Here is a 22,818-nt window from a genome sequence, read left to right as displayed (position 1 = left end):
GCGGGAGGGCTGAACGGGAGGGCTGAGCCGGGCACGGCCCGCTCGGCTCAGCTCGCGGTGACCCGCAGCTCGGCCTCCCCGACACGGCCGCCTTCGGGCTCGCACGTCACGGCGTAGGTGCCGCTGGCGAGCTCGATCCCTGCCGGCGCCTCCTCGCCACCGGGAGCGGTGAGCACCACGGCGCCCCGCGGGTCCGTGACGGTGGCTCGACCCCTGCCGACCACCGCCAGGGTGTGGCCGCCGGCCGCCACGGACTCGCGGTTGAGCTGGCAGCCGTCGAGGACGACCTCAAGCGGGGCGGTGCTCGGATCCGGCTCGGGGTCTCCGGCACACCCGCCGAGCGCGGCCACGGCGGCGACCAGCGCGACCAGCGGGAAGCGGGCGGGTGGCGAGGGACGGCAGGGGGCGGCGGTCACGGTCCCAGTGAACCAGCCCCGCCGGGTGCGGCCGAGCGTCACCGCGAGGGCTTAGGCTCGTGGTGTGTACGAAGGCGTGGTCCAGGACCTCATAGACGAGCTCGGCCGGCTGCCCGGTGTCGGGCCCAAGAGCGCGCAGCGGATCGCGTTCCACCTGCTGCAGGCCGACCCCGCCGACGTGCGCCGCCTCGTCTCCGCGCTGGTCGAGGTCAAGGAGAAGGTGCGTTTCTGCGAGACGTGCGGCAACGTCGCGGAGGCCGAGCAGTGCCGCATCTGCGCCGACTCGCGCCGCGACGGCTCCGCGATCTGCGTGGTGGAGGAGCCCAAGGATGTCGTCGCCATCGAACGCACCCGCGAGTTCCGCGGCCGCTACCACGTGCTCGGCGGAGCGATCAGCCCCATCGAGGGTGTCGGCCCCGACGACCTGCGGATCAAGGAGCTCATGACGCGGCTGGCCTCGGGCGAGGTCACCGAGATCATCATCGCCACCGACCCCAACCTCGAGGGGGAGGCCACGGCCAGCTACCTGGCGCGCTTCCTTCGCCCCATGGGGTTGAAGGTCACCCGGCTCGCCTCGGGCCTGCCGGTGGGCGGCGACCTGGAGTATGCCGACGAGGTCACCCTGGGGCGGGCCTTCGAGGGAAGGAGGCTGCTCGATGCCTGAGCAGCAGATCACCGACGAGCTGTCACTGCTGGCCGACGAGTCCGCCCACGAGGCGCAGGCCTTCCTCGACACGATGACCGAGGTGGCCTCCGGCGCGGCCCCCGACGCCGCCCTCCCCATGACGCTGCTCGCGCTCTCGCAGGTCCTGCTCATGGGGGCCCGGCTCGGCGCCATCCAGGACGTCGTGCCGGCCGAGCGCTTCGAGCCGGACCCCGGGCCCGACGCGGACGTCGACCCGCTGCGCCAGGGCGTGGCCAACCTCTTCGAGGGCCTCGACGAGTACGGCCACGTGGTCGACCCGCTGCTCGACGTCCACGTCGTGCGTGGGTCGCTGTCGGGCGACCTCGCGGAGATCGCCTCCGCGCTCTCCCACGGTCTTCGCCACCACGCCGAGGGCCGCACCACGGAGGCGCTGTGGTGGTGGCAGTTCAGCTACGTGCAGTCCTGGGGCGACTCCGGCGCGCGGGCCCTGCGGGTGCTGCTGTCGCTGCTGGGCCACGTGCGCCTCGACGCCGACGAGGAGACCGTCGCCGACGCGGAGTTCAACGCGCTGCACCCCTGAGGGTCTGCGGCTGGGGGTCTACCGCCGTCAGGCGATCCGGGTGCCGTTGGGCAGGCGCCGGATCGGGGTGCGCAGCCGCCGCTCCGCCACCGTGGTGGCACCTCCGCCGGCCAGCAGCAGGAAGAGCAGGCCGAAGGGCCACACCGCCGCACCCTTGGCCGCCGCCTCCACGGGGTCGGTCGGTTCACCGGCGTCCATGTCGACCCAGCACTCCTGCCTGACCTCGCCGGTCTCGCCGACGCGGGCGGCTCGGGAGCCCTCGCTGATCCACCGCATCGGGGTGAAGCCCATGCCCATGTCCTGGTTGCGCGGCGGGTCCGACGGGGCCGCGTCCGCGACCACCACGAACGGGTTGAGCGGCAGGAGCCACCAGATGCGCTCGGTGTGGGTGACCTCCCGGGTCTGGTCGTGCTCCACGCAGTCGGCGCGGGTGGGCACGCGCTCGGTGCCGGGGACCGGGTTGCCGTACTCGTCGAGCGGCGGCGCCCCGATGTTGCTCTCGTGGAACTCCTCGGGGATGCCGTACACCCGGACCGTCTCCCGGTCGCTGACGAGGAACGCCGAGAGGCCGAAGCTGATCACGGTGCCGAAGACGAGGGCGCCGAGGGCCAGGTAGGTCAGCACGGCCGAGCCGACCGGTCGGGCCGTCAGGGTCGAGAACATCAGCCCGAGGGCGCACACGACGGCCAGCACGAGCATGAGCACCACGAGCGAGAGCAGGATGCGCCCGACGGGGACCCCGCCCTCGACCCACGCCCACACCAGGAACGGGAGTGCGGTCACGAGGAAGGCGCCGCAGATGACCCACGAGGCCAGGAGCTTGCCCAGCACCAGGTCGGCGGACGTCAGCAGCGTCGTCTGCAGCGTGGCCAGCACACCGTGCTCCCGGTCGCCGTTGATCGACGTGGCGGTCAGCGACGGCACCACGAGCATGCCCAGGCCGAGGACGAAGAAGATGACGACGTCGTACATCGCCGCACCAGACTGGGCGTCGGGGTCGTTGAGCGCGAGGTAGCTCAGCGTGCTCACCAGGCCGATGACCGCGAACCAGATCCCGAGCACGACGACCCACTTCGAGGCCCGGGTGCGCTGGCGCAGCTCCAGGCGGGCAACCGTGGTGACTCCGTGCCAGCTCACTGTCGGTCCTCCGTCGCTGCGAGGTAGGCGGACTCGAGCGCCCCGCGGGTCGGGGTGAAGGCCGTCACCCGCACGCCCGCGCCGATGAGGTCGGTCAGGAGGCGGGCGGCGCTCTCCTCGCCGGCGACCTCCACCTCGAGCATCCCGCCGTGGACGGGCTGGGCCGGCACGCGGCGCTGGCTCAGGAAGCCGGAGAGCAGCTCCGGGTCGAGCGAGTCGATGCGCCAGCCGGTCAGCGCGGCATTCACGGCCTCCCCGTCGAGGCGCTGGGTCTCCACGCTGCGGCCCCTCGCCACGATGACGGCGCGGTCGGCCACCTCCTGCAGCTCCGTCAGGATGTGGCTGGAGACCAGCACGGTGCGGCCCTCGGCGGCGAGCGAGCGGAGGACGTCACGCAGCTCGATGCGGCTGCGCGGGTCCAGGCCCGAGGCGGGCTCGTCGAGGAGCAGCACGGTGGGGTCGTTGACCAGGGCCCGGGCCAGGCCCAGGCGCTGCTTCTGCCCGCGGGAGAGCACCCGGGCGCGCCGGTCGGCGAGGTCGGCCAGGTGCACGGTGTGCAGCAGCTCCTCGACCCGGGCCCGCGCCTGCGGCGCCGGGATCCGGTATGCCGCGGCGATGGTCTCGAGCACCTCGCGCACTGTCAGCGAGTCCCAGGTGCCGAAGCCGTCGGGCATCCAGCCGACCCGTGCCCGGACCTCGGCCGGGGCGGTGACCGGGTCGTGCCCGTCGATGCGGATGCTGCCCCGGTCGGGCACGAGCAGCGTCGCCAGCATGAGCAGCAGCGTGGTCTTGCCGGCGCCGTTGGGCCCGATGAGCGCGGTCACCTCGCCCGGTCGGGCCGTGAGGCTGATGTCGTCGACGGCGAGGACGTCGCCGAAGGCGCGGCGCACGCCGTCGACCTCGATCCCCCTCGCAGGCTCCCCCTCGCGCAGCATCTGCGCAGGCTAGCGGCCCCCTCCACCTCGCCGAGATGGATCCGCGTCACAGGCTCCCTCGGCGTGTCGTGGGGCTGGGGTCCATCTCGGCGCAGGGGGGTGGGGCCGGACCAGCGCTGCGCCCCGCTGGGCTGGGAGCCGGCTGTCCGGCATACGGCAGGGGCGTCTCACGGCTCGGGCGGTCGTTAGACTGGCCGCTCCGCCACCCACCCGAACCGGAGCAGTCAGTTGAGCCTTGTCGTCCAGAAGTACGGCGGTTCGTCCCTGGCCGACGCCGAGAGCATCAAGCGCGTCGCCCGGCGGATCGTGGAGACCCGCAAGGCGGGCAACGACGTGTGCGTCGTCGTGTCGGCCATGGGTGACACCACCGACGAGCTGCTCGACCTCGCCCAGGAGGTCACCCCGCTGCCGCCCGCCCGCGAGATGGACATGCTCCTCACCGCAGGGGAGCGCATCTCGATGGCGCTGGTCGCGATGGCGATCGCGAACCTGGGCCACACCGCCCGCTCCTTCACCGGCTCACAGGCGGGCGTCATCACCGACGAGGTGCACGGCAAGGCCCGCATCATCGACGTCACCCCCGGGCGCATCACGAGTGCGCTCGGGGACGGCCACATCGTGATCGTCGCCGGTTTCCAGGGCGTCAGCCAGGACACCAAGGAGATCACCACCCTCGGCCGGGGCGGCTCGGACACCACCGCCGTCGCGCTCGCCGCCGCGCTCAAGGCCGATGTCTGCGAGATCTACAGCGACGTCGACGGCGTCTTCACGGCCGACCCGCGGATCGTGCCCACCGCGCGCAAGGTCGACCGGATCTCCACCGAGGAGATGCTCGAGCTCGCCGCCTCCGGCGCCAAGATCCTGCTGCACCGCTGCGTCGAGTACGCCCGCCGCTACGACATGCCCATCCACGTGCGCTCCTCCTTCTCCTACCGCGAGGGCACCTGGGTGATGCCGAACCTCTACGAAGGGAACGAGATGGAAGCGCCGATCATCGCCGGGGTCGCCCACGACCGCAGCGAGGCCAAGATCACCGTCGTCGGCGTGCCCGACCGCCCGGGCAAGGCCGCCGAGATCTTCCAGGCCGTCTCCGACGCCGAGATCAACATCGACATGATCGTGCAGAACGTCTCCGCCACCGAGACCGGTCTGACCGACATCTCCTTCACGCTGCCCAAGTCCGACGGGCAGGCCGGGGTGCAGGCGCTCAAGAAGGTCCAGGACCGGGTTGGGTTCGCCTCGCTGCAGTACGACGACCAGATCGGCAAGCTCTCGCTCGTCGGCGCGGGGATGCGCTCGCACCCGGGCGTCTCGGCGACGCTGTTCAAGGCGCTCGCCGACGCCGGGGTCAACATCGAGATGATCTCGACCTCGGAGATCCGCATCTCGGTGGTCACGCGCATCGACGTGCTCGACGACGCGGTCCGCGCCGTCCACACAGCGTTCGGCCTCGACACGGCCGAGGGCGAGGCCGTGGTCTATGGGGGCACCGGCCGGTGATGTCGCGTGTCCCACACCGCGTCAGGCCGACCCTGGCGGTGGTGGGAGCGACCGGAGCCGTCGGCTCGGTCATGCTCCGCGTGCTCAGCCACCGCGCCGACATCTGGGGCGAGATCAGGCTGGTCGCCTCCTCCCGCTCCGTGGGCCGCACGCTCACCGTCTGCGGTGAGGACGTCGTGGTCCAAGAGCTCAGCGACGACGTCTTCGACGGCGTGGACGTCGCGCTGTTCGACGTGCCGGAGGACGTGGCGGCGACCTGGGCGCCGGTGGCTGTCGCCCGGGGCGCCGTGGTCGTCGACAACAGCAGCGCCTTCCGCGCCGACCCCGAGGTGCCGCTGGTCGCGCCGGAGGTGAACCCGGCGCAGGTGCGCAACCGTCCCCGCGGCATCATCGCCAACCCCAACTGCGCCACCCTCGCCATGATCGACGCGCTGGGCGCCCTGCACAGCGGCTGGGAGCTCACCGAGCTGGTCGTCGCCACCTACCAGGCCGCCTCCGCGGTGGGGCAGGCCGGCATCGAGCGGCTGCACGACGAGCTCGAGGCGGTCGCCGGGCAGCGGGCACTCGGGCAGCAGGCGAGCGACCTCCGGGCGGCGCTCAGCGACCGCCTCGACGACGACTCGCCCTTCGTGGCGCCGCTCGCCCTCAACGTGGTGCCGTGGGTCGGCTGGCCGGTCGAGGAGGGCTGGACGTCGGAGGAGATGTGCGTGCGCCACGAGGCCCGCAGGATCCTCGGCCTCCCCGAGCTGAAGGTGTCGGCGACCTGCGTGCGGGTGCCCGTCGTGACCGGCCACTCGATGGCGGTGCACGCGACGTTCGCCCGGCCGATCAAGGTCGAGGCGGCGCGGCAGGCGCTCGTCGAGGCGCCCTCCGTGGTGGTGCTCGACGAGCCCGACCAGCGCGAGTTCCCGACCCCCGCCGACATCGTCGGCTCCGACCCCACCTTCGTCGGGCGGATGCGTCAGGCGATCGACTTCCCCAACACCATCGAGATGTTCATCTGCAGCGACAACCTGCGCAAGGGCGCCGCGCTCAACACGGTGCAGGTCGCCGAGCTGGTGGCTCGCGACCTAGCCCAGGTGCGCTGACGTGGACCTCGCCGGGTGGAGTGACGAGGTCGAGCAGATCTCGCAGCAGTATGCCGAGCGGTTCGGTGTCGAGCGCACCTCGCCGTGGTTCCTGCTCAAGCTGCAGGAGGAGGTCGGGGAGCTGACCCAGGCCTACCTGCAGGCCACCGGCCAGGGGCGCGACAAGGGCCGCACGCCGGAGCAGCTGCAGGACGACCTGCAGGCGGAGGTGGCCGATGTCCTCGCCATGCTGCTCCTGTTCGCCCGGCACCACGGCGTAGACGTCGACCGGGCGCTCGAGCGCAAGTGGGTCGCCTACCGAGCGGTGAACGCCACGCACCTTTCGGGGTAGGGGCAGGTCCGAAACGGTGATCGACGGCCTCCCCCGCGTCTACGTCCTTTGACGGAGTGCCCATGGGGCGAACGACTCTGCCGCGGGTCTGCACCGGTCCCTACCATGAGGTCCTGCGGGCCGTGATGTCACGCCGGCGGCACAGCTGAATGAAGACATGGTTACGACGATGATGTTTCGCATGTGACTGGTGTGACTGAAGTGCACAATTCAGGGGTCGACTTCAGCAGAGCCAGGGGGCACCGATGACCGAGCAGGACCTGACGCAGCAGCTCTCCCCGGAGGAGCGGTGGCGCAAGCACCGGCTGCGCCAGATGCTCATCTTCGTCACCCTCCCGGGCGTGCTGCTCGGCACAGCCACGGTCTCGACCGCCTACAGCCGGGGCTGGCTGACGCCCGAGCCCCCGAAGCCGGCCTGCACCCCGGAGGTCGTCCCGGCTCCCAAGCGCAGCTCGTTCGTCGTCAACGTCCTCAACGCCACGGGCAAGGACGGGATGGCCGCGACCGTCGCCAAGGGCCTGTCGCAGCGCAAGTTCTCCATCGGTGGCATCTCGAATGCCCCCGAGACCTGGTACGTCACGCAGCCCGCGGTCATCCACCACGGGCCGGGCTCGCTCGACCAGGCGCTGCTCGTGCAGCAGCAGATCCCCGGCTCGGAGCTCTTCGAGGACGAGGGCCGGGCCAGCAAGGGCGTCGACGTGGTCGTGGGGCTGGGCTACAAGGAGATGGTCCCGCTGCCGCCGCGGTTCGACCCGCTGCCGCGCGAGATCACGCTGAACGTCTACAACACGACCTTCCGCGAGGGTCTGGCCAGCACGGTCGCGAAGGAGCTCAAGCAGCGCGGTTTCAAGGTCAAGGACGTCACCAACGACCCCCTGAAGACGCTGCAGATGGGCACCGCCCTGATCCGCTACGGCGAGGAGGGGGACCTCGCCGCCAAGATCGTGGCGCAGCACCTGCCCGGGGCGACCCTGCTCAAGGACGCCCGCACCGGCACCAAGGTCGACGTGGTGCTCGGCAACAAGTACGAGGCGCTCGTCCCGGTGGCGCAGGTGCCGGCGCCGGCGCCGCGGCCGAAGCAGGCCACCCCCACGGTCGCCCGCCCCTGCACCGACGACTGACGCGCCTGTTTGGCCCCCTCGGGGGTCGAGGGCACGATGGTGCCCCATGACGTGCCGGAGCAGCGCAGCCCTGGTCGCCTCGGTGTCGGCGGTGACGGTGCTGCTGACCTCCTGCGGCGGCACGCCCGAGGTGGCAGGAGCCTCAGCGACGGCGAGCACGACCTCCTCGGCGGCGGCGCCGGCCTCCACGACGACCGCCGCCCAGTCGTCGGCGACCCGCGTCACCCCCACGCCGACCGCCACCGCCGCGGCCCCGACGAAGCCGGCCGCGCCGGCGGCGACCCCGACGCGGACCGGGGCCACCGCGGTCGGTGGGACGCAGGCGCTGGCACCGGTGCCCCGCGCAGGAGCCGAGCCAGCCGTGCGCTTCCCCCGGAACCCTCCCGCCGAGGGCCGTGGCGCCAACGCGGTGGTCACCCCGGTGCCTGACGCGCTGTGGAGCCGCATGACCGGCTACTCCTGGACGCTCGGCTGCCCGGTCGGCCGCAGCGGCCTGCGCCAGGTCAGCGTCAACTTCTGGGGTTTCGACGGCAAGCGGTCGAGAGGAGCCGTCGTGGTCAACGTGGCCATCGCGCAGCAGGCGGCGGCCGCCTTCACCCGGCTCTACGACCTGCGCTTCCGGATCCGGCAGATGCGGCCGATGGACTCCGGCTGGGGCCAGCACCCGAAGGGCCCGGGGGCCGACGACTACGCCTCCATGGACGCCGACAACACCTCCGCCTTCAACTGCCGCTACGTCGGCGGCGAGGAGGAGAAGGAGGTGTACTCCCGGCACGCCTACGGCATGGCCCTCGACGTGAACCCGTTCGAGAACCCCTACCTCGCCCCTGACGGGTCCGTCTACCCCGACGACCACTGGGCCCGCCGCCGCGGCCCCGCGCCCGGGGTCTTCTCCTCAGCCTCGAGCGCCCCGGTGCGCGCCTTCACCAGCCAGGGCCTCGGCTGGGGAGGCCTGTGGGCCAACCCCGACTACCAGCACTTCGACGCCCGATGACGTCAGCCCGCATGCCCCGGTATGCCGCGCGGCTGGCCCCCGTGGCCGGCCTCGCCGCCCTGCTCCTCGCGGCCTGCGGCGGAGCGGACGCCGCCGCCCCGGCGAGCACCGCCGTGTCCACGCCCAGCACCTCGACCACCACGACCCCCTCGAGCGCGCCGTCCGCCACCCCCAGCAGCACGACGACGGCCCGCCCGAGCGCGACCACGACCAAGCCCGAGGCCACCGCCGCCAAGCGCACTGCCACGCCGGCGGCGAGCCGCACCACCGCCAGCGTCACCACAGCCCCGAAGCCGGCCGCGCCGGCGAACCGGTGCCGGGTGCCCGCCGGGGTGAGTGCCCCGCAGGTGGTGCTGGTCGACTCGTCGGGCTCGAGCGCCACGCTCAGGGCCTGCCGACGCACCGCCAGCGGCTACACCACCGACCTCGGGCCCTACTACGGGCACGTGGGCCGCAACGGCGTGAGCGCGAACAAGCGCGAGGGCGACCTGCGCACGCCCGCCGGGGTCTTCCCGCTGCGCGGCGGGTTCGGCGCCTACGCCGACCCCGGCCTGCGCATCGGCAGCTGGCTGCGTGTCGACTCCCGTGACGTGTGGGTCGACGACCCGGGCTCGGCTCTCTACAACACCCACCAGCGCACGCCCGCCGACGGGCGGTGGGCGAGCGCCGAGAGGCTGCTGAACCAGCCGGCATACGACTATGCGCAGGTGATCGGCTACAACGAGGCGCGCGTGCCAGGCAAGGGCTCGGCCATCTTCCTGCACGTCGACAAGGGCGCCGGCACGGCGGGCTGCGTCTCCCTGCCCACCCGCGCGCTGCTCTCGGTGCTCCGCTGGGAGCGGTCGGGCGCGGTGATCGCGATCCGCTGACCGCTCTGGCAGCCCGCCGCCGGACCCGGCAGAGTAGGGCCATGACCGTGCGTACTGTCGCCATGCTCACCGCCGGCGGGCTCGCGCCCTGCCTCTCCTCGGCCGTTGGGGGACTGATCGAGCGCTACACCGAGGTCGCGCCGGACGTGCGCATCATCGCCTACCGCAACGGGTATGCCGGGCTGCTCACCGGGAACTCGGTGGAGGTCACCGACGACGTGCGCAAGAAGGCGCACCTGCTGCACCGCTTCGGCGGCAGCCCGATCGGCAACAGCCGGGTCAAGCTCACCAACGTCGAGGACTGCGTCAAGCGCGGCCTGGTGCAGCAGGGCCAGGACCCGCTGCACGTGGCCGCCGAGCAGCTCGAGCGCGACGGCGTCGACGTCCTCCACACGATCGGCGGCGACGACACCAACGGCACCGCCGCCGACCTCGCCGCCTACCTCCACGAGCACGGCTACGAGTTGACGGTCGTGGGGATGCCGAAGACGATCGACAACGACGTCGTGCCGATCCGCCAGTCCCTCGGCGCGTGGACCGCGGCCGAGCAGGGCGCCATCTTCGCCCGCAACATCATCGCCGAGCACTCCTCGAACCCGCGGATGCTCATCGTCCACGAGGTGATGGGCCGGCACTGCGGCTGGCTGGCCGCCGCCACGGCCAGGGAGCACCACGAGTGGGTCAAGCAGCAGGAGTTCGCCGGTTGGCTGGAGAACGATCCCCGCCGCTGGGACGTCCACGGGGTCTACGTGCCCGAGCGGCCGTTCGACATCGCCGCCGAGGCCGAGCGCCTGCGCGGACTCATGGACGACTACGACGGGGTCAACCTCTTCCTCTCCGAGGGCGCCGGCGTGCACGAGGTGGTTGAGGCCATGGAGGCCGCGGGGGAGGAGGTCACCCGCGACCCCTTCGGCCACGTGCAGATCGACAAGATCAACCCGGGCCAGTGGTTCGCCAAGCAGTTCGCCGCCCAGCTCGGCGCCGAGAAAGTGCTGGTGCAGAAGAGCGGATACTTCTCCCGCTCGGCCGCTGCGAACGAGCAGGACCTCGCGCTGATCCGGCGGTGCACCGACTACGCCGTGGACGCGGCCCTGCGGGGGGAGAGCGGCGTCGTCGGCGAGGACGAGGAGCGCGGCGACCAGCTGCGGGCGGTCGAGTTCGACCGGATCAAGGGCGGCAAGGCGTTCGACACTTCCACCCCCTGGTTCACCGAGCTGCTCGCCGACCTCGGGCAGGGGTAGCCCGCGCGATGGCAGGGCAGGCGAGCACGACGGCATACCGGCAGGCGCGGGACGCGCTCCTGGCGCTGCAGGGCCAGCACGACCGTGCGGTCGAGGAGTTCCGCTGGCCCGACGTGGGCGAGCAGTTCAACTGGGCCATCGACTGGTTCGACGCCATCGCCCGCGGCAACGCCGCCTGCGCGCTGTGGATCGTCGAGGAGGACGGCTCCGAGCAGCGCCTCAGCTTCGACGAGATGGCCCGGCGCTCCGACCAGGTCGCGGTGTGGCTGGCGTCGCTGGGGGTCGGCCGCGGCGACCACGTGCTGCTCATGCTCGGCAACCAGGTCGAGCTGTGGGAGACCATGCTCGGGGTCTTCAAGCTCGGCGCGGTCGTCATGCCCACCACGGCGGCCCTCGGGCCGGCCGACCTGCGCGACCGGGTGGAGCGCGGCGGCGCCAGGGCGGTCGTGGCCAACGCCGCCGACGCGCCGAAGTTCGCGGACGTGCCCGGCGCCTACCTGCGGATCGCGGTGGGTGGCGCCGACGGCTGGCACGACTACACCGATGCGTATGCCGTGGTGGGGCACCCCTTCGAGTCCGTCACCGCGGCGACGGACCCCCTGCTGCACTACTTCACCTCCGGCACCACCTCGAAGCCGAAGCTCGTCGAGCACACCCAGGTCTCCTACCCCGTCGGCCACCTCACGACGATGTACTGGATCGGCCTGCGGCCCGGTGACGTGCACCTCGCGATCAGCTCGCCGGGCTGGGCCAAGCACGCCTGGTCGTGCTTCTTCGCGCCGTGGATCGCCGAGGCCACGGTCTTCGTCCACAACTACGCGCGGTTCGACGCGGCGGCGCTGCTCGACCAGATCCGGCGTGCGGGCGTCACGACGTTCTGCGCGCCGCCGACCGTCTGGCGGATGCTCATCCAGACCGACCTCACGGGCGGCCCCGGGTCGCTGAGGGAGCTGCTGGGTGCGGGGGAGCCGCTCAACCCGGAGGTCATCGCCCAGGTGGAGCAGGCCTGGGGCCTGACGATCCGCGACGGCTACGGCCAGACCGAGACCACGCTGCAGATCGGCAACGTGGCGGGGGAGCGGCTCAAGCCCGGTTCGATGGGCCGGCCGATGCCCGGGGTCCCGGTCGCCCTGGTCGACCCGCTGTCCGGGGAGCCCGCAGAGGAGGGCGAGATCGTCCTCGACCTGTCACGGCACCCGGTCAACCTCATGACCGGCTACCTCGGCGACCCGGCGCGACAGGAGGAGGCCATGCACGGTGGGTACTACCACACCGGAGACGTGGCCCAGCGGGACGCCGACGGCTTCATCACCTACATCGGGCGCACCGACGACGTGTTCAAGGCGAGCGACTACAAGATCTCGCCCTTCGAGCTCGAGAGCGTGCTGATCGAGCACCCGGCCGTGGCGGAGGCGGCCGTCGTGCCGGCCCCCGACCCGACCCGGCTCGCGGTGCCGAAGGCCTACGTCGCGCTGGCGCCCGGGTGGGCGCCGTCGAGGGACACGGCCCGAGACATCCTCAGGTACGCGCGCGAGCACCTCGCCCCCTACCAGCGCGTGCGCCGCGTCGAGTTCCACGAGCTGCCCAAGACCATCTCGGGCAAGATCCGGCGGGTCGAGCTCCGCGAGCGGGAGAACCGGGCCTTCGACGGCGGGCAGAGCCCGTCCGAGGAGTTCCGCGACGAGGACTTCCCGGAGATCAGGGCCTGAGCCCCAGGAGGCCGACACGAGCTGCCCGCCCGGTCGAGCCGGTGCGGGCAGCGGGTTGACCAGCGCAGGCCGAGCGGTCTACGGGAGGTGGACCGTCAGGTTGCCGCTGGTCACGAGGTAGCTGTTCGTCGGCGTGAAGCCGCGAGCAAGCATGGAGCGGGCCGCAGCGAGCGACGGCGCGACCGAGAACCCGACCGCGTCGTGCCAGGCGCCAGGCGAGCCACGGTCGAGGACCTTCCAGACCACGATCGTGCCCTTGAGCGACCCGGACGGGATCACGTAGTCGAAGTAGGCCACGTGGGAGACCACCCGGACGTCGCGGACGTAGGCCCGGTAGGAGATGTCCTGGCTCGGGTTCCGGTACCACACGGTGCCCCGGTCAGGGGTCCACGCGTAGTCGTACACCTCGAAGGTCATCTTCTGGGCAGAGCCGCTCCGGCCGAACCACACGCTTCCGGTGGCGTGGCCGGTCAGGCGGTACAGCTGCACCACCGTGACGCTGCCGGCGGGGACGCTGTAGGTGTTCGTGGGCGTGAAGCCCCCGTTCACCATCGCCGCAGCCTGGGCGAGCGAGGCGGCGACCGAGAACCCGGCCGTGTCAGCAGACCGGTCGATCACCTTCCACGCCACGACCACGCCGCCGAGCGAGTCGGTGCCGGCCGGGATCGTGTACGCGAACCGAGCCTCGGGGCCGTAGACGCGCACGACAGTGGTCCGCGCCTCGTACCGGATCTGGGAGTCGAGGTTCGCGTAGAACGCCACCCCCCTGTCCATCGTCGGGCCGTAGTCGAGCACCACGAACGCGAGGTGCTGACGCGGCTGGGTCCCTGTCCCGAAGGCGCTGTTGCCCAAGGCGTAGCCCCGAAGTCCGTAGGTGGAGGCCAACGCCGTGTCCAGCCCACCGCGGTTCACGGTGTAGCTGTTCGACGGGGAGAAGCCGGTGTCCACCATGGCCCGGGCCTGGCTCTCGGTCGCGGCCACCGAGAAGGCGGCTGCGTCGTCCGAGCCGTCCGTGACCTGCCAGACGATGATGAGGCCGCGCACCGAGGACGGGCCGCTGTCCGGGACGCGGTAGGCGAAGCGTGCGCCACTGTTGGTGGCCTCGACGGCCATCACGGTCGCGTGGTACGCGACGTCCGCGTCCGGGTTGGTGTAGGTGACGCTGCCGCGGTCCACGCGGCCGCCGTCGACCATGGCAAACGTCAGGTGTTGCGCCGACGATCCAGCGCCGAGGAACGCATCACCTGCCGCGTAACCGATCGGCCCGGGAGCCGTGGGCTGGGCAGCTGCCATGGACGGAGCCATGAGAAGACTGCTCAGGCCGAGCAGCAGAGCCGAGAAAAAAGTCAGGACCTTCGCATCGTGAGTCCCTGCCAGTGGGAATGAGGGCTCACCCCTGCTGTGTCGGCTGGACTCACGTCCTGCCTCAGCAGGACCGCGGGCCCGCCTCGGTGTTTCCGAAGCTTGTTCATCCCCCGGCACCTTCAACCTACGTCGACGTGTGGGGCCGTCCACTGGCGAAGGTCCCGGCTTGGCGCCGACTTTCCCGGCTGGCGGGCAGTGGCGCCCGTCTGGCTGCGATGGGCTGGAGGTGTGGCTGAGTACGCGCGCCAGGGCCCGTCCCTGGTGGAGGATGGGGTGCATGACGTGGAGGCGATGGGAGTTCGCCGTCTGGTGTGGCTCCGGTGCCGCCCTCGTGACCGCCCTCGTCCTGTTCGTCCAGGGCCGCGAGGATCGTCTGGTCATGCTCTTCGTGGTCATCGGCCTGGGCCTGGGTGTCGTGCTCGAAGCGGCGAAGAAGCTTGCCGGGCGATCGCGGCAGGACGAACCGAACGGCTCCACCCAGGGGCGACCACCATTGCTGTGACCTGCGGTGTCAACCTCCCCGACCGTGCTGTCGCCCGAGGCGTCCAGCTGGTCGTGCGGCTGTGCAAGGACCTGCCGGCGCAAATCGGGCATAGGCGACACTGGACCTGGCAGGGCGTTGGTCTACCCTGTCCGGGGCCGCGGCGGAGCAGAGAGACTCCGGAGCGGCAGGAGCACGGAACGACAAGCCGAGCAGGAGTGCCTGATGAGCCGCATGGCGAGCCTGAAGGCAGAGACGGTCGTGGCTGTACACGTCTTTGGTATCGACCCGGATCTGCGCGTCCTTCTGGACCGCGACGCCGCGGCTGCGGATCCCGGGGAGGGTTGGTCGCTGCCGTCGGCCCTCCTGCGCACCGGTGAGGATCCCTCGTACCTCGCGCAGTACCTCATGCGTCGGGCCGGCGCCGTCCCGAGACGGACCGGGGTGGTCGACGTCGAGAGTGACTACCGGGACGGCGTCCACCGGTTCGACCTGCTGTTCGAGTGCCGGGCAGAGCCGGGGAGGGGACCTGGCCCGTCAGGCGGGTTGCTCTGGTGGTCGCTGGACGAGATCGCCTCGCTGACGCTCACCCCCGCCACCCGCAGGGCGATCATCGGCCGCTGGACCAGCATCTGGCCCCACATCTGACTTCCGTCGGAAGAGGGGTCTCGCTGGTTTGCCGTGCTGGACAATGGTCGTCGCGCCCCGCTCGGCTTCTAGGCCCTCTGTGCTGCCGAGGGCGTCGATCCCGTCGGCGTGAATGATCTCGCTGGCGGCCATCTCCACGTCCTGGACCCGGAGAGAGGCGTCTTCCTCAGTGTCATCCGGCCACGCCCTGAGGTATGCGGCACGCCCCGCAGCGATCACGGCAGCCTCGTCGAGGATGTCGAGGTCCCAACGCCGGAAGACGGACAACATGCGGCCCTCCGGGACCTCCTCTTCGTCCTCGTCGTCCAGCTCCAGGTCATCCTCGGCGCCGAGGCCGAGGGGGAAGGATCCGCACCAGTTGAACTCGGCGTCCTCGAAGGCGTGGGCGACGGTCACCAGGGTCTCGGCGGAGTCGACGTAGGGGCCGAGCTCCTTCTGTCGACCGGTTCGCCTGATGTTGGCGGCGACGTGGGTGCGTAGAGCCTCGATCAGTTCATCGGCGCACGCCACGTAGGCCTGCTTCGCCTCAGGCGTCCATTGGGTGTCGAATGCCTCGCCCTCGTCCACGGCCCAGAAGGTATCGGTGGTCGATGCAGTGCGGGCGAGATAGCCGTGGAAGTGCCGCCGCGGGTCTGCGCAGTGACCTCAAAGGCCTGGCCCTGGGCCACCCGGTGGCATGGCCACGACCGGGCTGGTCACACGCGAGAGGCCCTTCGCCTGTTGTGGTGAAGAGCCTCTGGCCTGCGGTTGTGCAGTGGTCGGGGTGACAGGATTTGAACCTGCGACCTCTTCGTCCCGAACGAAGCGCGCTACCAAGCTGCGCCACACCCCGTGGCAATCGCTGCCCAGCGAGCACGTGGAGCACCCGAGAGGCAGCGACAAGGAAGGATAGCCCACCACCTGCGCAGGCTCCCAATCGCCCCCGTCGGCTCGCGGCAGCGGGCGGCAGGGTCAGCGCGAGGTGAGCGTCAGCAGGGTCGCCTCGGGGCGGCAGGCGAAGCGCACCGGGGCATAGGGCGAGGTGCCCAGCCCGGCCGACACGTGCAGCCACGCGGCGTCGTCGGGTGCGAAGGGCGAGGGGGTGTGACCGGCCCCCGGCCACCAGCGCGACACGCCCTTGGCGCGGCTGGTGTCGAGGTCGCAGTTGGTGACGAGCGCACCGTGGAACGGCAGGGCGAGCTGCCCGCCGTGGGTGTGCCCGGCGAGCACGAGGCCGGCTCCGTCGGCGGTCATGGCGTCGAGCACCCGCTGGTAGGGCGCGTGGGTCACCCCCACGGTCAGCGCGACCGTGGGGTCTGCGGGCCCGGCCACGACGGCATACCGGTCGTAGTCGAGGTGGGCGTCGTCGACGCCGACGAACTCGAGGTCGTGGCCCCCGACGGTGAGGTAGGCCCGGCGGTTGGTCAGGTCCTCCCAACCCCCGGAGACCAGGCCCTTGACCAGGTCGTCGGTCGGCAGGCGCGGGGTGCGCCCGGTGCCGCGGCGGTACCACGGCGTCAGGTACAGGGCCGGGTTCTTGAACACGGGGGCGAAGTAGTCGTTGGACCCCAGCACGAAGACGCCCGGGTAGTCCATGAGCGGCTCCATCGCCTCGAGCAGCGCCGGCACCGAGTCGGGGTGGGCGATGTTGTCGCCGGTGTCGACCACCAGGTCGGGCTGGAGCGCGGCCAGGCCCCGGACCCACTCGACCTTGCGCCGCTGGCCCGGCATCAGGTGCAGGTCCGACAGGCAGAGGACCCGCAGCGGCGCCGAGCCGGCCGGCAGCACGGGCGCACTGAGCCGGCGCAGGGTGTAGGCGTTGCGCTCGATGAGGCTGGCGTAGCCGACACCGGCTGCGCCGACCGCGGCCAGGCCGCCCAGGGCTTTCAGGAAGGGCTTCATCGCGCCCATCCTCGCAAACGCCGGTGGGGGACGCCTGCCAGACTGGGGGCATGAGCGAGCAGACCCTCAAGGCCACCGTCCAGAACGACCTGCACGAGGCGATGCGCGCCCGCGACAAGGTCCGCTCCGGCACGCTGCGGATGGCCCTCACCTCGATCACCACCGAGGAGGTCGCCGGCAAGCAGGCGCGCGAGCTGAGCGACGACGAGGTGCTGAAGGTGCTCGCCAAGGAGGCCAAGAAGCGCAAGGAGGCCGCCACCGCCTACCGCGACGCGGGCCACCCGGAGCGCGCCGAGGCGGAGGAGGCCGAGCTCGCGGTCCTCGAGGCCTACCTGCCGGCCCAGCTCGGCGACGACGAGCTGCAGGCACTGGTCGCCCAGGCTGTCGCCGAGACCGGCGCCAGCGGCCCGCAGCAGATGGGGCAGGTCATGAAGGTCGCCCAGGGCCTGGTCGCCGGCCGTGCCGACGGCGGCCGGGTGGCCGCCGCGGTGAAGGCGGCGCTGACCGGGTCGTGAGCCGCGCCGCACTTCTACCGGCACGCGAAAGGGCCCCTCACCGACCGTGAGGGGCCCTTTCGTGTGTGGCCGTATGCCGCGTCAGCCGGACTTCTTCGTCGACGTCTTGGGCGGCGGGGTCGTCGTCTTCGTGTCCGGTTTCTTGGTCGTCGGCTTGGGCTTGGGCGTCGACTTCGGCTTCGGCGGAGCCGGCACGTAGCCGAGCGAGGTGTACAGGCCGATGGTCGAGCCGCGCACCGCCCGGCCGCTCGGGTCGGTGTAGACCACGGTGCCCTCGGACATGGGGCTGTACGTGCGACCGGCGACCTGGGCCTTGAAGCCGGCTTCCTCGAGGACCTTGGTCGCCTCGCCCACCGACATCCCACTCACGCTCGGGACGCTGATGATGTCACCGTTGAGCACCTTGCCGCTCGGCTCGTCGAAGTCGCGCATGGGCTTGTCGAGGATCTGCGAGGTGCGGTCCATGATCTGCTTCCAGATCGGCGCCGAGATGGTGCCACCGAAGACCTCCTGGTAGAAGTCGTCGCCGAGCCGGATGTTCTTCATGCGCTTCTGGCTGTAGGGCGTGCCGACCCAGACCGCGGTGGCGAGCTGCGGGGTGTAGCCCACGAACCACGACTCGACGTGGTTGTCGGTGGTGCCGGTCTTGCCGGCGGCCGGGCGACCTCCCTCGAGCTTGGCGCCGCGGCCGGTGCCCTTCTCGATGACGCCCTTGAGCAGGGCGGTGGCGCCGTTGGCGACGTCCTTGCTGATGACCTGCTTGCAGTTGTTGGCCGGCAGCTTGACCGGCTTCTTGTCGTTGGTGGTGATCGACAGGATCGGGCTCGGCGCGCAGTACCTGCCCTCCGCGGCCAGCGTCGCGTAGGAGGCTGCGAGGGTCAGGGGCGTGGTGTCGTTGGCGCCCAGCGTCACGGCGGCCGGGAAGCACTCGATCTCCTTGCCGGTGCCCTGGTGCAGCCCCATCTTGGCCATGGTGCGGTGCACCTTGTCGGTGCCCAGCTTGAGCACCAGCGAGGCGAAGGCCGTGTTGACCGAGCGGGCGGTGGCCAGGTCGAAGTCGAGCGGCTTGCCGCCGATCGACTCGTCGTTGCGCACCGGCCAGGCCGACCCGGCCCCGCACTTGCCCTTCATCTCGCTGGGCGTGTAGACGGCCGCCTGCTTGGTGGTGGCGAACTTCGAGGGGATCTTGCCGTTGACCGGGATGCCGCTCTCGAGCGCCGCCACGATGGCGTACATCTTCGCGGTGGAGCCGAACTGGGCGCCGCTGGTGCCGCCGTACCGCTGGTCGACGTTCCAGTTGACCTGGGTGTACTTCCTGCCCTTCTCGCCGCTCTTCGGGAACTGGGAGGCCTGCACCATGGCCAGCACCTTGCCGGTGCCCGGCTCGATGACGCTGGCGGCGGCTCCGATGCGGTCCTCGTTGCCGAGCGGCACCTTCTTGACGACCTGCTCCTGGGCCATCTTCTGGACCCGGGGGTCCAGCGTGGTCTGGATGGTCAGGCCGCCCTGGTTGATCTTCTTGATCCGCTCGGGGACGGACTTGCCCAGCGCGGGCAGCTGCTTGAGGTAGGCGAGGACGTACTCGCAGAAGTAGGGCTGGGTGGAGCGGCCGCAGGTGTTCTGGGCCGGCTTCACCTTGAGCATCTTCTTCACCGGGACGGCCTTGGCGGCCTTCCACTGCTTGTCGGTGACCATGCCCAGGTCGTGCATGCGGTCGAGCACGACGTTGCGGCGGACCTGCGCCCGCTCGGGGTTGTTGATCGGGTCGGTTTTGCTCGGCTGCTGCACGAGCCCGGCCAGGAGGGCCGACTGCGCCAGGTTGAGCTTGGCGGCCGTGGTGCTGAAGTAGTGCTGCGCGGCGGCCTCGACGCCATAGGCCTGGTCGCCGTAGTAGACGAGGTTGAGGTAGCCCTCGAGGATCTGGTCCTTGGTGAGCTGCTTCTCCAGGGTGATCGCGTACTTCAGCTCCTGGAGCTTGCGGGTGTACGTCTTGGCGACCGCCGCCTTCGCGGCCTCCTTGTCGTTGTTGCGCAGGGCGTTCTCCTGCAGCGTGATCTTGACGTACTGCTGGGTCAGCGTCGACGCGCCCTGGGTGTCGCCGCCCTGGAAGTTCGAGACCAGCGCCCGGGTGATGCCCTTGGGGTCCACGCCGCCGTGCTCACGGAAGCGGGCGTCCTCGATGGCGATCTGGGCGTTCTGCATCGTCTTGGAGATCGCCTTGAGCGGCACGATGATGCGGTTCTCGTCGTACGGGGTGGTGATCAGCCCGCCCCGGGCGTCGTAGATCTTCGACTGCTGCGCCAGGGGAGAGGTCGTGAACTCGCCCGGCAGCGAGTCGAACATCTCGACGCCGGACTTCGCCGCACTGCCGGTGGCGCCCACGGCCGGCATCACGAGTCCGGCGGCGAGCAGGCCCATCACCATGGCGGTGGCGACGAAGGCGCCCAGCAGGCTGAGCACGTTGGCGAGGTTGGAGGCGCGTCCTTGCATGGGGCAAGGGTAACCGGAGCACCCCCTTTGACCCGTTCTCGCGACCGCCGGCCGGGCCCAGCGGGTCGGCCTGCGCCTGTTGGGGGAGTTCTCGGCTCCGGCAGCCGGACGGCTCCGATGTGCTCATGGGAACCAGCCGCCATGGCCCGAACGGCCTGTGCCATGGCGTAGTCAGGTGTGACTAGTCCGTTCGGCCATCGGAGAACTACACGAATGGGCCATGTCTTCACACCTGTGAACTTTTCTATCGTCGGTCGTGCCCGAGTCGGACATAAGCAACCGATTGGGCACGGTTTGACCCGCTTTGACTGGAGGATCGCAATGACCATCGCGCCGTCACGCACCGCCCGTCCGGTGGCCTTCGGGGCTCACTGGGTCGAGGACTGGGCGCCGCTCGGCCGATGTGCCAAGTCCGACCCCGACGCCCTCTTCGTGCAGGGCGCGGCGCAGCAGACGGCCAAGATCGTGTGCCAGGGCTGCCCCGTCATCGCCGAGTGCCTCGCGGACGCGCTCGACAACCGCACCGAGTTCGGTGTCTGGGGCGGGATGACCGAGCGTGAGCGCCGGGCCCTGCTGAAGCGCCGTCCGAACATCGCCTCCTGGGCCGCGCTCTTCGCCCAGGCCCGCGCCGCCCAGGGCGGCGAGCAGGGCGCCGTCAGCGCCTGAGGCCGCTGGTCAGGGCGCCGTCAGCGCCCGGCCCACCTCCCGCAGGCCCTCCAGGTCGTGGATGTCCTGGGCCGCTGCGGGCACCTCGACCACCGGTATGCCGGGGTGGCCGGCGACGAACCGGCGCACCAGCGCGTCCTGCCGCTCCGCCGTCTCGGCCAGGTTGGCGTGCAGGCGCAGCAGGCCCTCCGTGAGCGCAACGGTCTGCGACGTCCGGTCCGCCTCCGCCAGCTGCTCCGCCGCGGCCAGGGCGCGTGACCCGCTCAGCGTGGGCGCGCCCAGGCGCTGCACCCGGTTGACCACGACGCCGGCGAGCGGCATCCCCTCCTCGTCGAGCCGGTCGACGAAAAACGACGCCTCGCGCAGGGCGTCGCGCTCCGGTGCGGCGACCACCACGAAGGCGGTCTCGGGGTTCCCCAGCAGGGCGTAGGTCTTGTCGGCCCGCTCGCGGAACCCGCCGAACATCGTGTCGAGGGCGGCGACGAAGGTCTGCACGTCCTGGAGCACCTGCCCGCCGAGGACCTTCGACATGACCGTGGTGGCCATGGTGACGCCGGAGCTGAACACCTTGAGGTAGGCCCGGCCGCCGGCCTTCGCCGGGGCCATGAGCAGGCGGATGAAGCGGCCGTCGAGGAACGAGCCGAGCCGCTTGGGGGCGTCGAGGAAGTCCAGCGCCGAGCGCGACGGCGGGGTGTCGACGACGATGAGGTCCCAGGTGCCCTCCTCGCTCGCCCGGGCGCGCAGCTGGCCGAGCTTCTCCATGGCCATGTACTCCTGCGTGCCGGCGAAGGAGCTCGAGACGGCCTCGTAGAAGGGGTTGGCCAGGATCTGGGCTGCCTTCTCCGGGGTGGCGTGCGCCTCGACGACCTCGTCGAAGGTCCGCTTCATGTCGAGCATCATCGCGTCGAGCGACCCGCCGGCCCCCGAGTCGAAGCCGGCCACCGGGCGGGGGGTGTTGTCGAGCTCGGTGAGGCCCAGCGACTGGGCCAGCCGCCGGGCCGGGTCGATGGTGAGCACGACGACGCGGCGACCGAACTCCGCGGCCCGCAGGCCCAGGGCAGCGGCCACGGTGGTCTTGCCGACCCCGCCCGCCCCGGTGCAGACGATGATGCGCGTGCTGCGGTCGTGGAGCAGCGCGTCGAGGTCGAGGTGCGTCTGCGCCTCGGGGCCCGTCGCGCCCTTCGCGGCTGCGGCCATCAGATCATCCCCTGCTCGGTGAGGGCGTCGGCGAGCACACGGATGCCCCCGGCTTCGGTGCCCTCGGGCAGCAGCGGGAGCCGGTAGACCTGGCGGCCCTGCGCCAGCAGGACGGCCTCCTGCTCCTGCTGCAGGGCGACCCGCTCCGAGTGCTCGCGCGCCTGCTCCAGCAGGCCGGCGACCATCGCGGCGCTCGTGCGGACCGACACCGACTTCAGGTCGGCGGTCACGGCGGGCGCCACGTCGTCGGGCCCCGTGGTCACCGACGCCAGCTCCTTCTCCTCCAGGAGTGGCTCGTGCACCTGGTTGATGACGATGGCGCCGAGCGGCAGGGAGGCGGCGCGCAGCTCGGCCAGGGCGTCGACCGTCTCCTGCACCGGCATCTCCTCGAGCAGCGAGACGACGTGCACCGCGGTGGTGTGGCTGCGCATCATCCGGGTGATCGAGTCGGCCTGGCTGCGGATGGGGCCGACCTTGGCCACGTCGGCGACCTCGGCGTTGACGTTGAGGAACCGCACCACTCGACCCGTGGGAGGCGCGTCGAGCACCACCGCGTCGTAGGCGAGGGCATCGCGGTGGCGCCCGCCCCGCCGCCGTCCCGCCGCCTCGTACACCTTGCCGATGAGCAGCACGTCCCGCAGCCCCGGGGCGATCGTCGTGGCGAAGTCGACGGCGCCGACCTTCTCGAGCACCGTGCCCGCGCGGCCGAGCTTGTAGAACTTCTGGAGGTACTCCATGAGCGACTCGCGGACGTCGACGCTCATCGCGTAGAGCTCGCCGCCGCCGCGCTCGTGCACGATGCGGGTCTCCTCGTGCCCGATCGGGGGCACGTCGAAGGTCTGCGAGATGCCCTGGCGCTCCTCGACCTCGGCGAGCAGGACGCGCTTGCCCTGGCGGGTCAGCGCCAGGGCCAGGGCCGCCGCGACGGTCGTCTTCCCGGTGCCGCCCTTGCCGGTCACGATGTGCAGGCGCACACCGGCATGGCTGGGGGTGGCGGGGGGAGGCATG

At 71.4% G+C, this 22,818-nt stretch carries 22 protein-coding genes and 1 tRNA gene; 13 read left to right on the top strand and 10 right to left on the bottom strand.

Features of this window, described 5'->3' with window-relative positions; translation table 11 throughout:
* Positions 1-47 precede the first annotated feature (47 nt).
* Positions 48-416 carry a hypothetical protein gene (locus P0Y31_RS01255; protein WP_275866266.1) on the bottom strand — a complete coding sequence of 123 codons (369 nt, stop codon included), beginning with the start codon at positions 414-416 and terminating at the stop codon, positions 48-50.
* A 64-nt stretch (positions 417-480) separates the two neighbouring features.
* Between P0Y31_RS01255 and recR the strand changes: the two genes are divergently transcribed.
* Together recR and P0Y31_RS01245 are read left to right on the top strand one after the other, a co-directional pair.
* Positions 481-1,080 (top strand): recombination mediator RecR, encoded by a 600-nt coding sequence (gene recR, locus P0Y31_RS01250; protein WP_275805546.1) that lies wholly within the window; start codon positions 481-483, stop codon positions 1,078-1,080.
* Positions 1,073-1,642 carry a DUF5063 domain-containing protein gene (locus P0Y31_RS01245; protein WP_275866265.1) on the top strand — a complete coding sequence of 190 codons (570 nt, stop codon included), beginning with the start codon at positions 1,073-1,075 and terminating at the stop codon, positions 1,640-1,642. Before recR ends, P0Y31_RS01245 begins: the two co-directional genes overlap by 8 nt.
* A 27-nt stretch (positions 1,643-1,669) precedes the next feature.
* Here the strand turns inward: P0Y31_RS01245 and P0Y31_RS01240 are convergent, their stop codons facing one another.
* Together P0Y31_RS01240 and P0Y31_RS01235 are read right to left on the bottom strand one after the other, a co-directional pair.
* A complete protein-coding gene (locus tag P0Y31_RS01240) occupies positions 1,670-2,779 on the bottom strand; it encodes an ABC transporter permease subunit (RefSeq protein ID WP_275866264.1) in 1,110 nt (369 codons plus the stop codon).
* The gene (locus tag P0Y31_RS01235) at positions 2,776-3,714 is read right to left on the bottom strand and encodes an ABC transporter ATP-binding protein (RefSeq protein WP_275866263.1); all 939 of its coding nucleotides are present in this window, start codon (positions 3,712-3,714) and stop codon (positions 2,776-2,778) included. The genes P0Y31_RS01240 and P0Y31_RS01235 overlap by 4 nt, the downstream gene beginning before the upstream one ends.
* Positions 3,715-3,942: 228 nt before the next feature.
* Here P0Y31_RS01235 and P0Y31_RS01230 point away from each other — a divergent pair, with 228 nt between their 5' ends.
* From P0Y31_RS01230 to P0Y31_RS01195, 8 genes are all read left to right on the top strand, one after another.
* A complete protein-coding gene (locus tag P0Y31_RS01230) occupies positions 3,943-5,214 on the top strand; it encodes an aspartate kinase (protein ID WP_275866262.1) in 1,272 nt (423 codons plus the stop codon).
* Between the two features lie 41 nt (positions 5,215-5,255).
* Positions 5,256-6,302 (top strand): aspartate-semialdehyde dehydrogenase, encoded by a 1,047-nt coding sequence (locus P0Y31_RS01225; protein WP_345803599.1) that lies wholly within the window; start codon positions 5,256-5,258, stop codon positions 6,300-6,302.
* A gap of 1 nt (position 6,303) precedes the next feature.
* Positions 6,304-6,633, top strand: a complete 330-nt coding sequence (locus tag P0Y31_RS01220; protein WP_275866260.1) for a MazG nucleotide pyrophosphohydrolase domain-containing protein — start codon at positions 6,304-6,306, stop codon at positions 6,631-6,633.
* A 245-nt stretch (positions 6,634-6,878) separates the two neighbouring features.
* Complete coding sequence (locus P0Y31_RS01215) at positions 6,879-7,754, top strand: LytR C-terminal domain-containing protein (protein WP_275866259.1); 876 nt, start codon at positions 6,879-6,881, stop codon at positions 7,752-7,754.
* Positions 7,755-7,800: 46 nt separating this feature from the next.
* A complete protein-coding gene (locus P0Y31_RS01210) occupies positions 7,801-8,748 on the top strand; it encodes a M15 family metallopeptidase (RefSeq protein ID WP_275866258.1) in 948 nt (315 codons plus the stop codon).
* Positions 8,745-9,617, top strand: a complete 873-nt coding sequence (locus P0Y31_RS01205) for a hypothetical protein (protein ID WP_275866257.1) — start codon at positions 8,745-8,747, stop codon at positions 9,615-9,617. The genes P0Y31_RS01210 and P0Y31_RS01205 overlap by 4 nt, the downstream gene beginning before the upstream one ends.
* Before the next feature lie 41 nt (positions 9,618-9,658).
* Positions 9,659-10,858, top strand: coding sequence for a pyrophosphate--fructose-6-phosphate 1-phosphotransferase (locus P0Y31_RS01200; RefSeq protein WP_275866256.1), 1,200 nt, complete (start codon positions 9,659-9,661; stop codon positions 10,856-10,858).
* A gap of 8 nt (positions 10,859-10,866) precedes the next feature.
* Positions 10,867-12,567, top strand: coding sequence for an AMP-binding protein (locus tag P0Y31_RS01195; protein ID WP_275866255.1), 1,701 nt, complete (start codon positions 10,867-10,869; stop codon positions 12,565-12,567).
* Between the two features lie 78 nt (positions 12,568-12,645).
* On the opposite strand, the gene P0Y31_RS01190 is transcribed toward P0Y31_RS01195, so the two are convergent.
* On the bottom strand, positions 12,646-13,860 hold the full coding sequence (locus P0Y31_RS01190) for a hypothetical protein (protein WP_275866254.1): 1,215 nt from the start codon (positions 13,858-13,860) through the stop codon (positions 12,646-12,648).
* 349 nt (positions 13,861-14,209) lie between these two features.
* Here P0Y31_RS01190 and P0Y31_RS01185 point away from each other — a divergent pair, with 349 nt between their 5' ends.
* Positions 14,210-14,434: a hypothetical protein gene (locus tag P0Y31_RS01185; protein WP_275866253.1), complete on the top strand. Its 225-nt coding sequence runs from the start codon at positions 14,210-14,212 to the stop codon at positions 14,432-14,434.
* Between the two features lie 516 nt (positions 14,435-14,950).
* On the opposite strand, the gene P0Y31_RS01180 is transcribed toward P0Y31_RS01185, so the two are convergent.
* The 3 genes from P0Y31_RS01180 to P0Y31_RS01170 all read right to left on the bottom strand — a co-directional run bounded on the left by P0Y31_RS01180 (position 14,951) and on the right by P0Y31_RS01170 (position 16,942).
* The gene (locus P0Y31_RS01180; RefSeq protein ID WP_275866252.1) at positions 14,951-15,628 is read right to left on the bottom strand and encodes a hypothetical protein; all 678 of its coding nucleotides are present in this window, start codon (positions 15,626-15,628) and stop codon (positions 14,951-14,953) included.
* A 188-nt stretch (positions 15,629-15,816) separates the two neighbouring features.
* Positions 15,817-15,893: transfer RNA gene (locus P0Y31_RS01175), tRNA-Pro, on the bottom strand.
* A 119-nt stretch (positions 15,894-16,012) separates the two neighbouring features.
* On the bottom strand, positions 16,013-16,942 hold the full coding sequence (locus P0Y31_RS01170) for a metallophosphoesterase (RefSeq protein WP_275866251.1): 930 nt from the start codon (positions 16,940-16,942) through the stop codon (positions 16,013-16,015).
* A 50-nt stretch (positions 16,943-16,992) separates the two neighbouring features.
* On the opposite strand from P0Y31_RS01170, the gene P0Y31_RS01165 reads away from it, so the two are divergent.
* Complete coding sequence (locus P0Y31_RS01165) at positions 16,993-17,457, top strand: GatB/YqeY domain-containing protein (protein ID WP_275866250.1); 465 nt, start codon at positions 16,993-16,995, stop codon at positions 17,455-17,457.
* 81 nt (positions 17,458-17,538) lie between these two features.
* Here P0Y31_RS01165 and P0Y31_RS01160 read toward each other — a convergent pair whose 3' ends face one another.
* On the bottom strand, positions 17,539-19,947 hold the full coding sequence (locus P0Y31_RS01160) for a transglycosylase domain-containing protein (protein ID WP_275866249.1): 2,409 nt from the start codon (positions 19,945-19,947) through the stop codon (positions 17,539-17,541).
* 321 nt (positions 19,948-20,268) lie between these two features.
* On the opposite strand from P0Y31_RS01160, the gene P0Y31_RS01155 reads away from it, so the two are divergent.
* Positions 20,269-20,613, top strand: a complete 345-nt coding sequence (locus tag P0Y31_RS01155; protein WP_275805505.1) for a WhiB family transcriptional regulator — start codon at positions 20,269-20,271, stop codon at positions 20,611-20,613.
* A 9-nt stretch (positions 20,614-20,622) separates the two neighbouring features.
* Here the strand turns inward: P0Y31_RS01155 and P0Y31_RS01150 are convergent, their stop codons facing one another.
* Positions 20,623-21,810: an ArsA family ATPase gene (locus P0Y31_RS01150; protein WP_275866248.1), complete on the bottom strand. Its 1,188-nt coding sequence runs from the start codon at positions 21,808-21,810 to the stop codon at positions 20,623-20,625.
* Complete coding sequence (locus P0Y31_RS01145) at positions 21,810-22,817, bottom strand: ArsA-related P-loop ATPase (protein ID WP_275866247.1); 1,008 nt, start codon at positions 22,815-22,817, stop codon at positions 21,810-21,812. Before P0Y31_RS01145 ends, P0Y31_RS01150 begins: the two co-directional genes overlap by 1 nt.
* Position 22,818: the final 1 nt, after the last annotated feature.

The organism is Knoellia sp. 3-2P3 (assembly GCF_029223115.1).
Taxonomy (GTDB): domain Bacteria; phylum Actinomycetota; class Actinomycetes; order Actinomycetales; family Dermatophilaceae; genus Pedococcus_A.
Note: the sequence above shows the minus strand (reverse complement) of the source record. Positions and strands in the feature narration are given on the sequence as shown.

Excerpts from the sequence above, each read along its gene's own strand:
- P0Y31_RS01245 (WP_275866265.1), top strand. The coding sequence starts at position 1,073 with ATGCCTGAGCAGCAGATCACCGACGAGCTGTCACTGCTGGCCGACGAG.
- P0Y31_RS01235 (WP_275866263.1), bottom strand. The coding sequence starts at position 3,714 with ATGCTGCGCGAGGGGGAGCCTGCGAGGGGGATCGAGGTCGACGGCGTG.
- P0Y31_RS01215 (WP_275866259.1), top strand. The coding sequence starts at position 6,879 with ATGACCGAGCAGGACCTGACGCAGCAGCTCTCCCCGGAGGAGCGGTGG.
- P0Y31_RS01210 (WP_275866258.1), top strand. The coding sequence starts at position 7,801 with ATGACGTGCCGGAGCAGCGCAGCCCTGGTCGCCTCGGTGTCGGCGGTG.
- P0Y31_RS01205 (WP_275866257.1), top strand. The coding sequence starts at position 8,745 with ATGACGTCAGCCCGCATGCCCCGGTATGCCGCGCGGCTGGCCCCCGTG.
- P0Y31_RS01200 (WP_275866256.1), top strand. The coding sequence starts at position 9,659 with ATGACCGTGCGTACTGTCGCCATGCTCACCGCCGGCGGGCTCGCGCCC.
- P0Y31_RS01195 (WP_275866255.1), top strand. The coding sequence starts at position 10,867 with ATGGCAGGGCAGGCGAGCACGACGGCATACCGGCAGGCGCGGGACGCG.
- P0Y31_RS01190 (WP_275866254.1), bottom strand. The coding sequence starts at position 13,860 with ATGGCAGCTGCCCAGCCCACGGCTCCCGGGCCGATCGGTTACGCGGCA.
- P0Y31_RS01185 (WP_275866253.1), top strand. The coding sequence starts at position 14,210 with ATGACGTGGAGGCGATGGGAGTTCGCCGTCTGGTGTGGCTCCGGTGCC.
- P0Y31_RS01170 (WP_275866251.1), bottom strand. The coding sequence starts at position 16,942 with ATGAAGCCCTTCCTGAAAGCCCTGGGCGGCCTGGCCGCGGTCGGCGCA.
- P0Y31_RS01165 (WP_275866250.1), top strand. The coding sequence starts at position 16,993 with ATGAGCGAGCAGACCCTCAAGGCCACCGTCCAGAACGACCTGCACGAG.
- P0Y31_RS01160 (WP_275866249.1), bottom strand. The coding sequence starts at position 19,947 with ATGCAAGGACGCGCCTCCAACCTCGCCAACGTGCTCAGCCTGCTGGGC.
- P0Y31_RS01155 (WP_275805505.1), top strand. The coding sequence starts at position 20,269 with ATGACCATCGCGCCGTCACGCACCGCCCGTCCGGTGGCCTTCGGGGCT.
- P0Y31_RS01150 (WP_275866248.1), bottom strand. The coding sequence starts at position 21,810 with ATGGCCGCAGCCGCGAAGGGCGCGACGGGCCCCGAGGCGCAGACGCAC.
- P0Y31_RS01145 (WP_275866247.1), bottom strand. The coding sequence starts at position 22,817 with ATGCCTCCCCCCGCCACCCCCAGCCATGCCGGTGTGCGCCTGCACATC.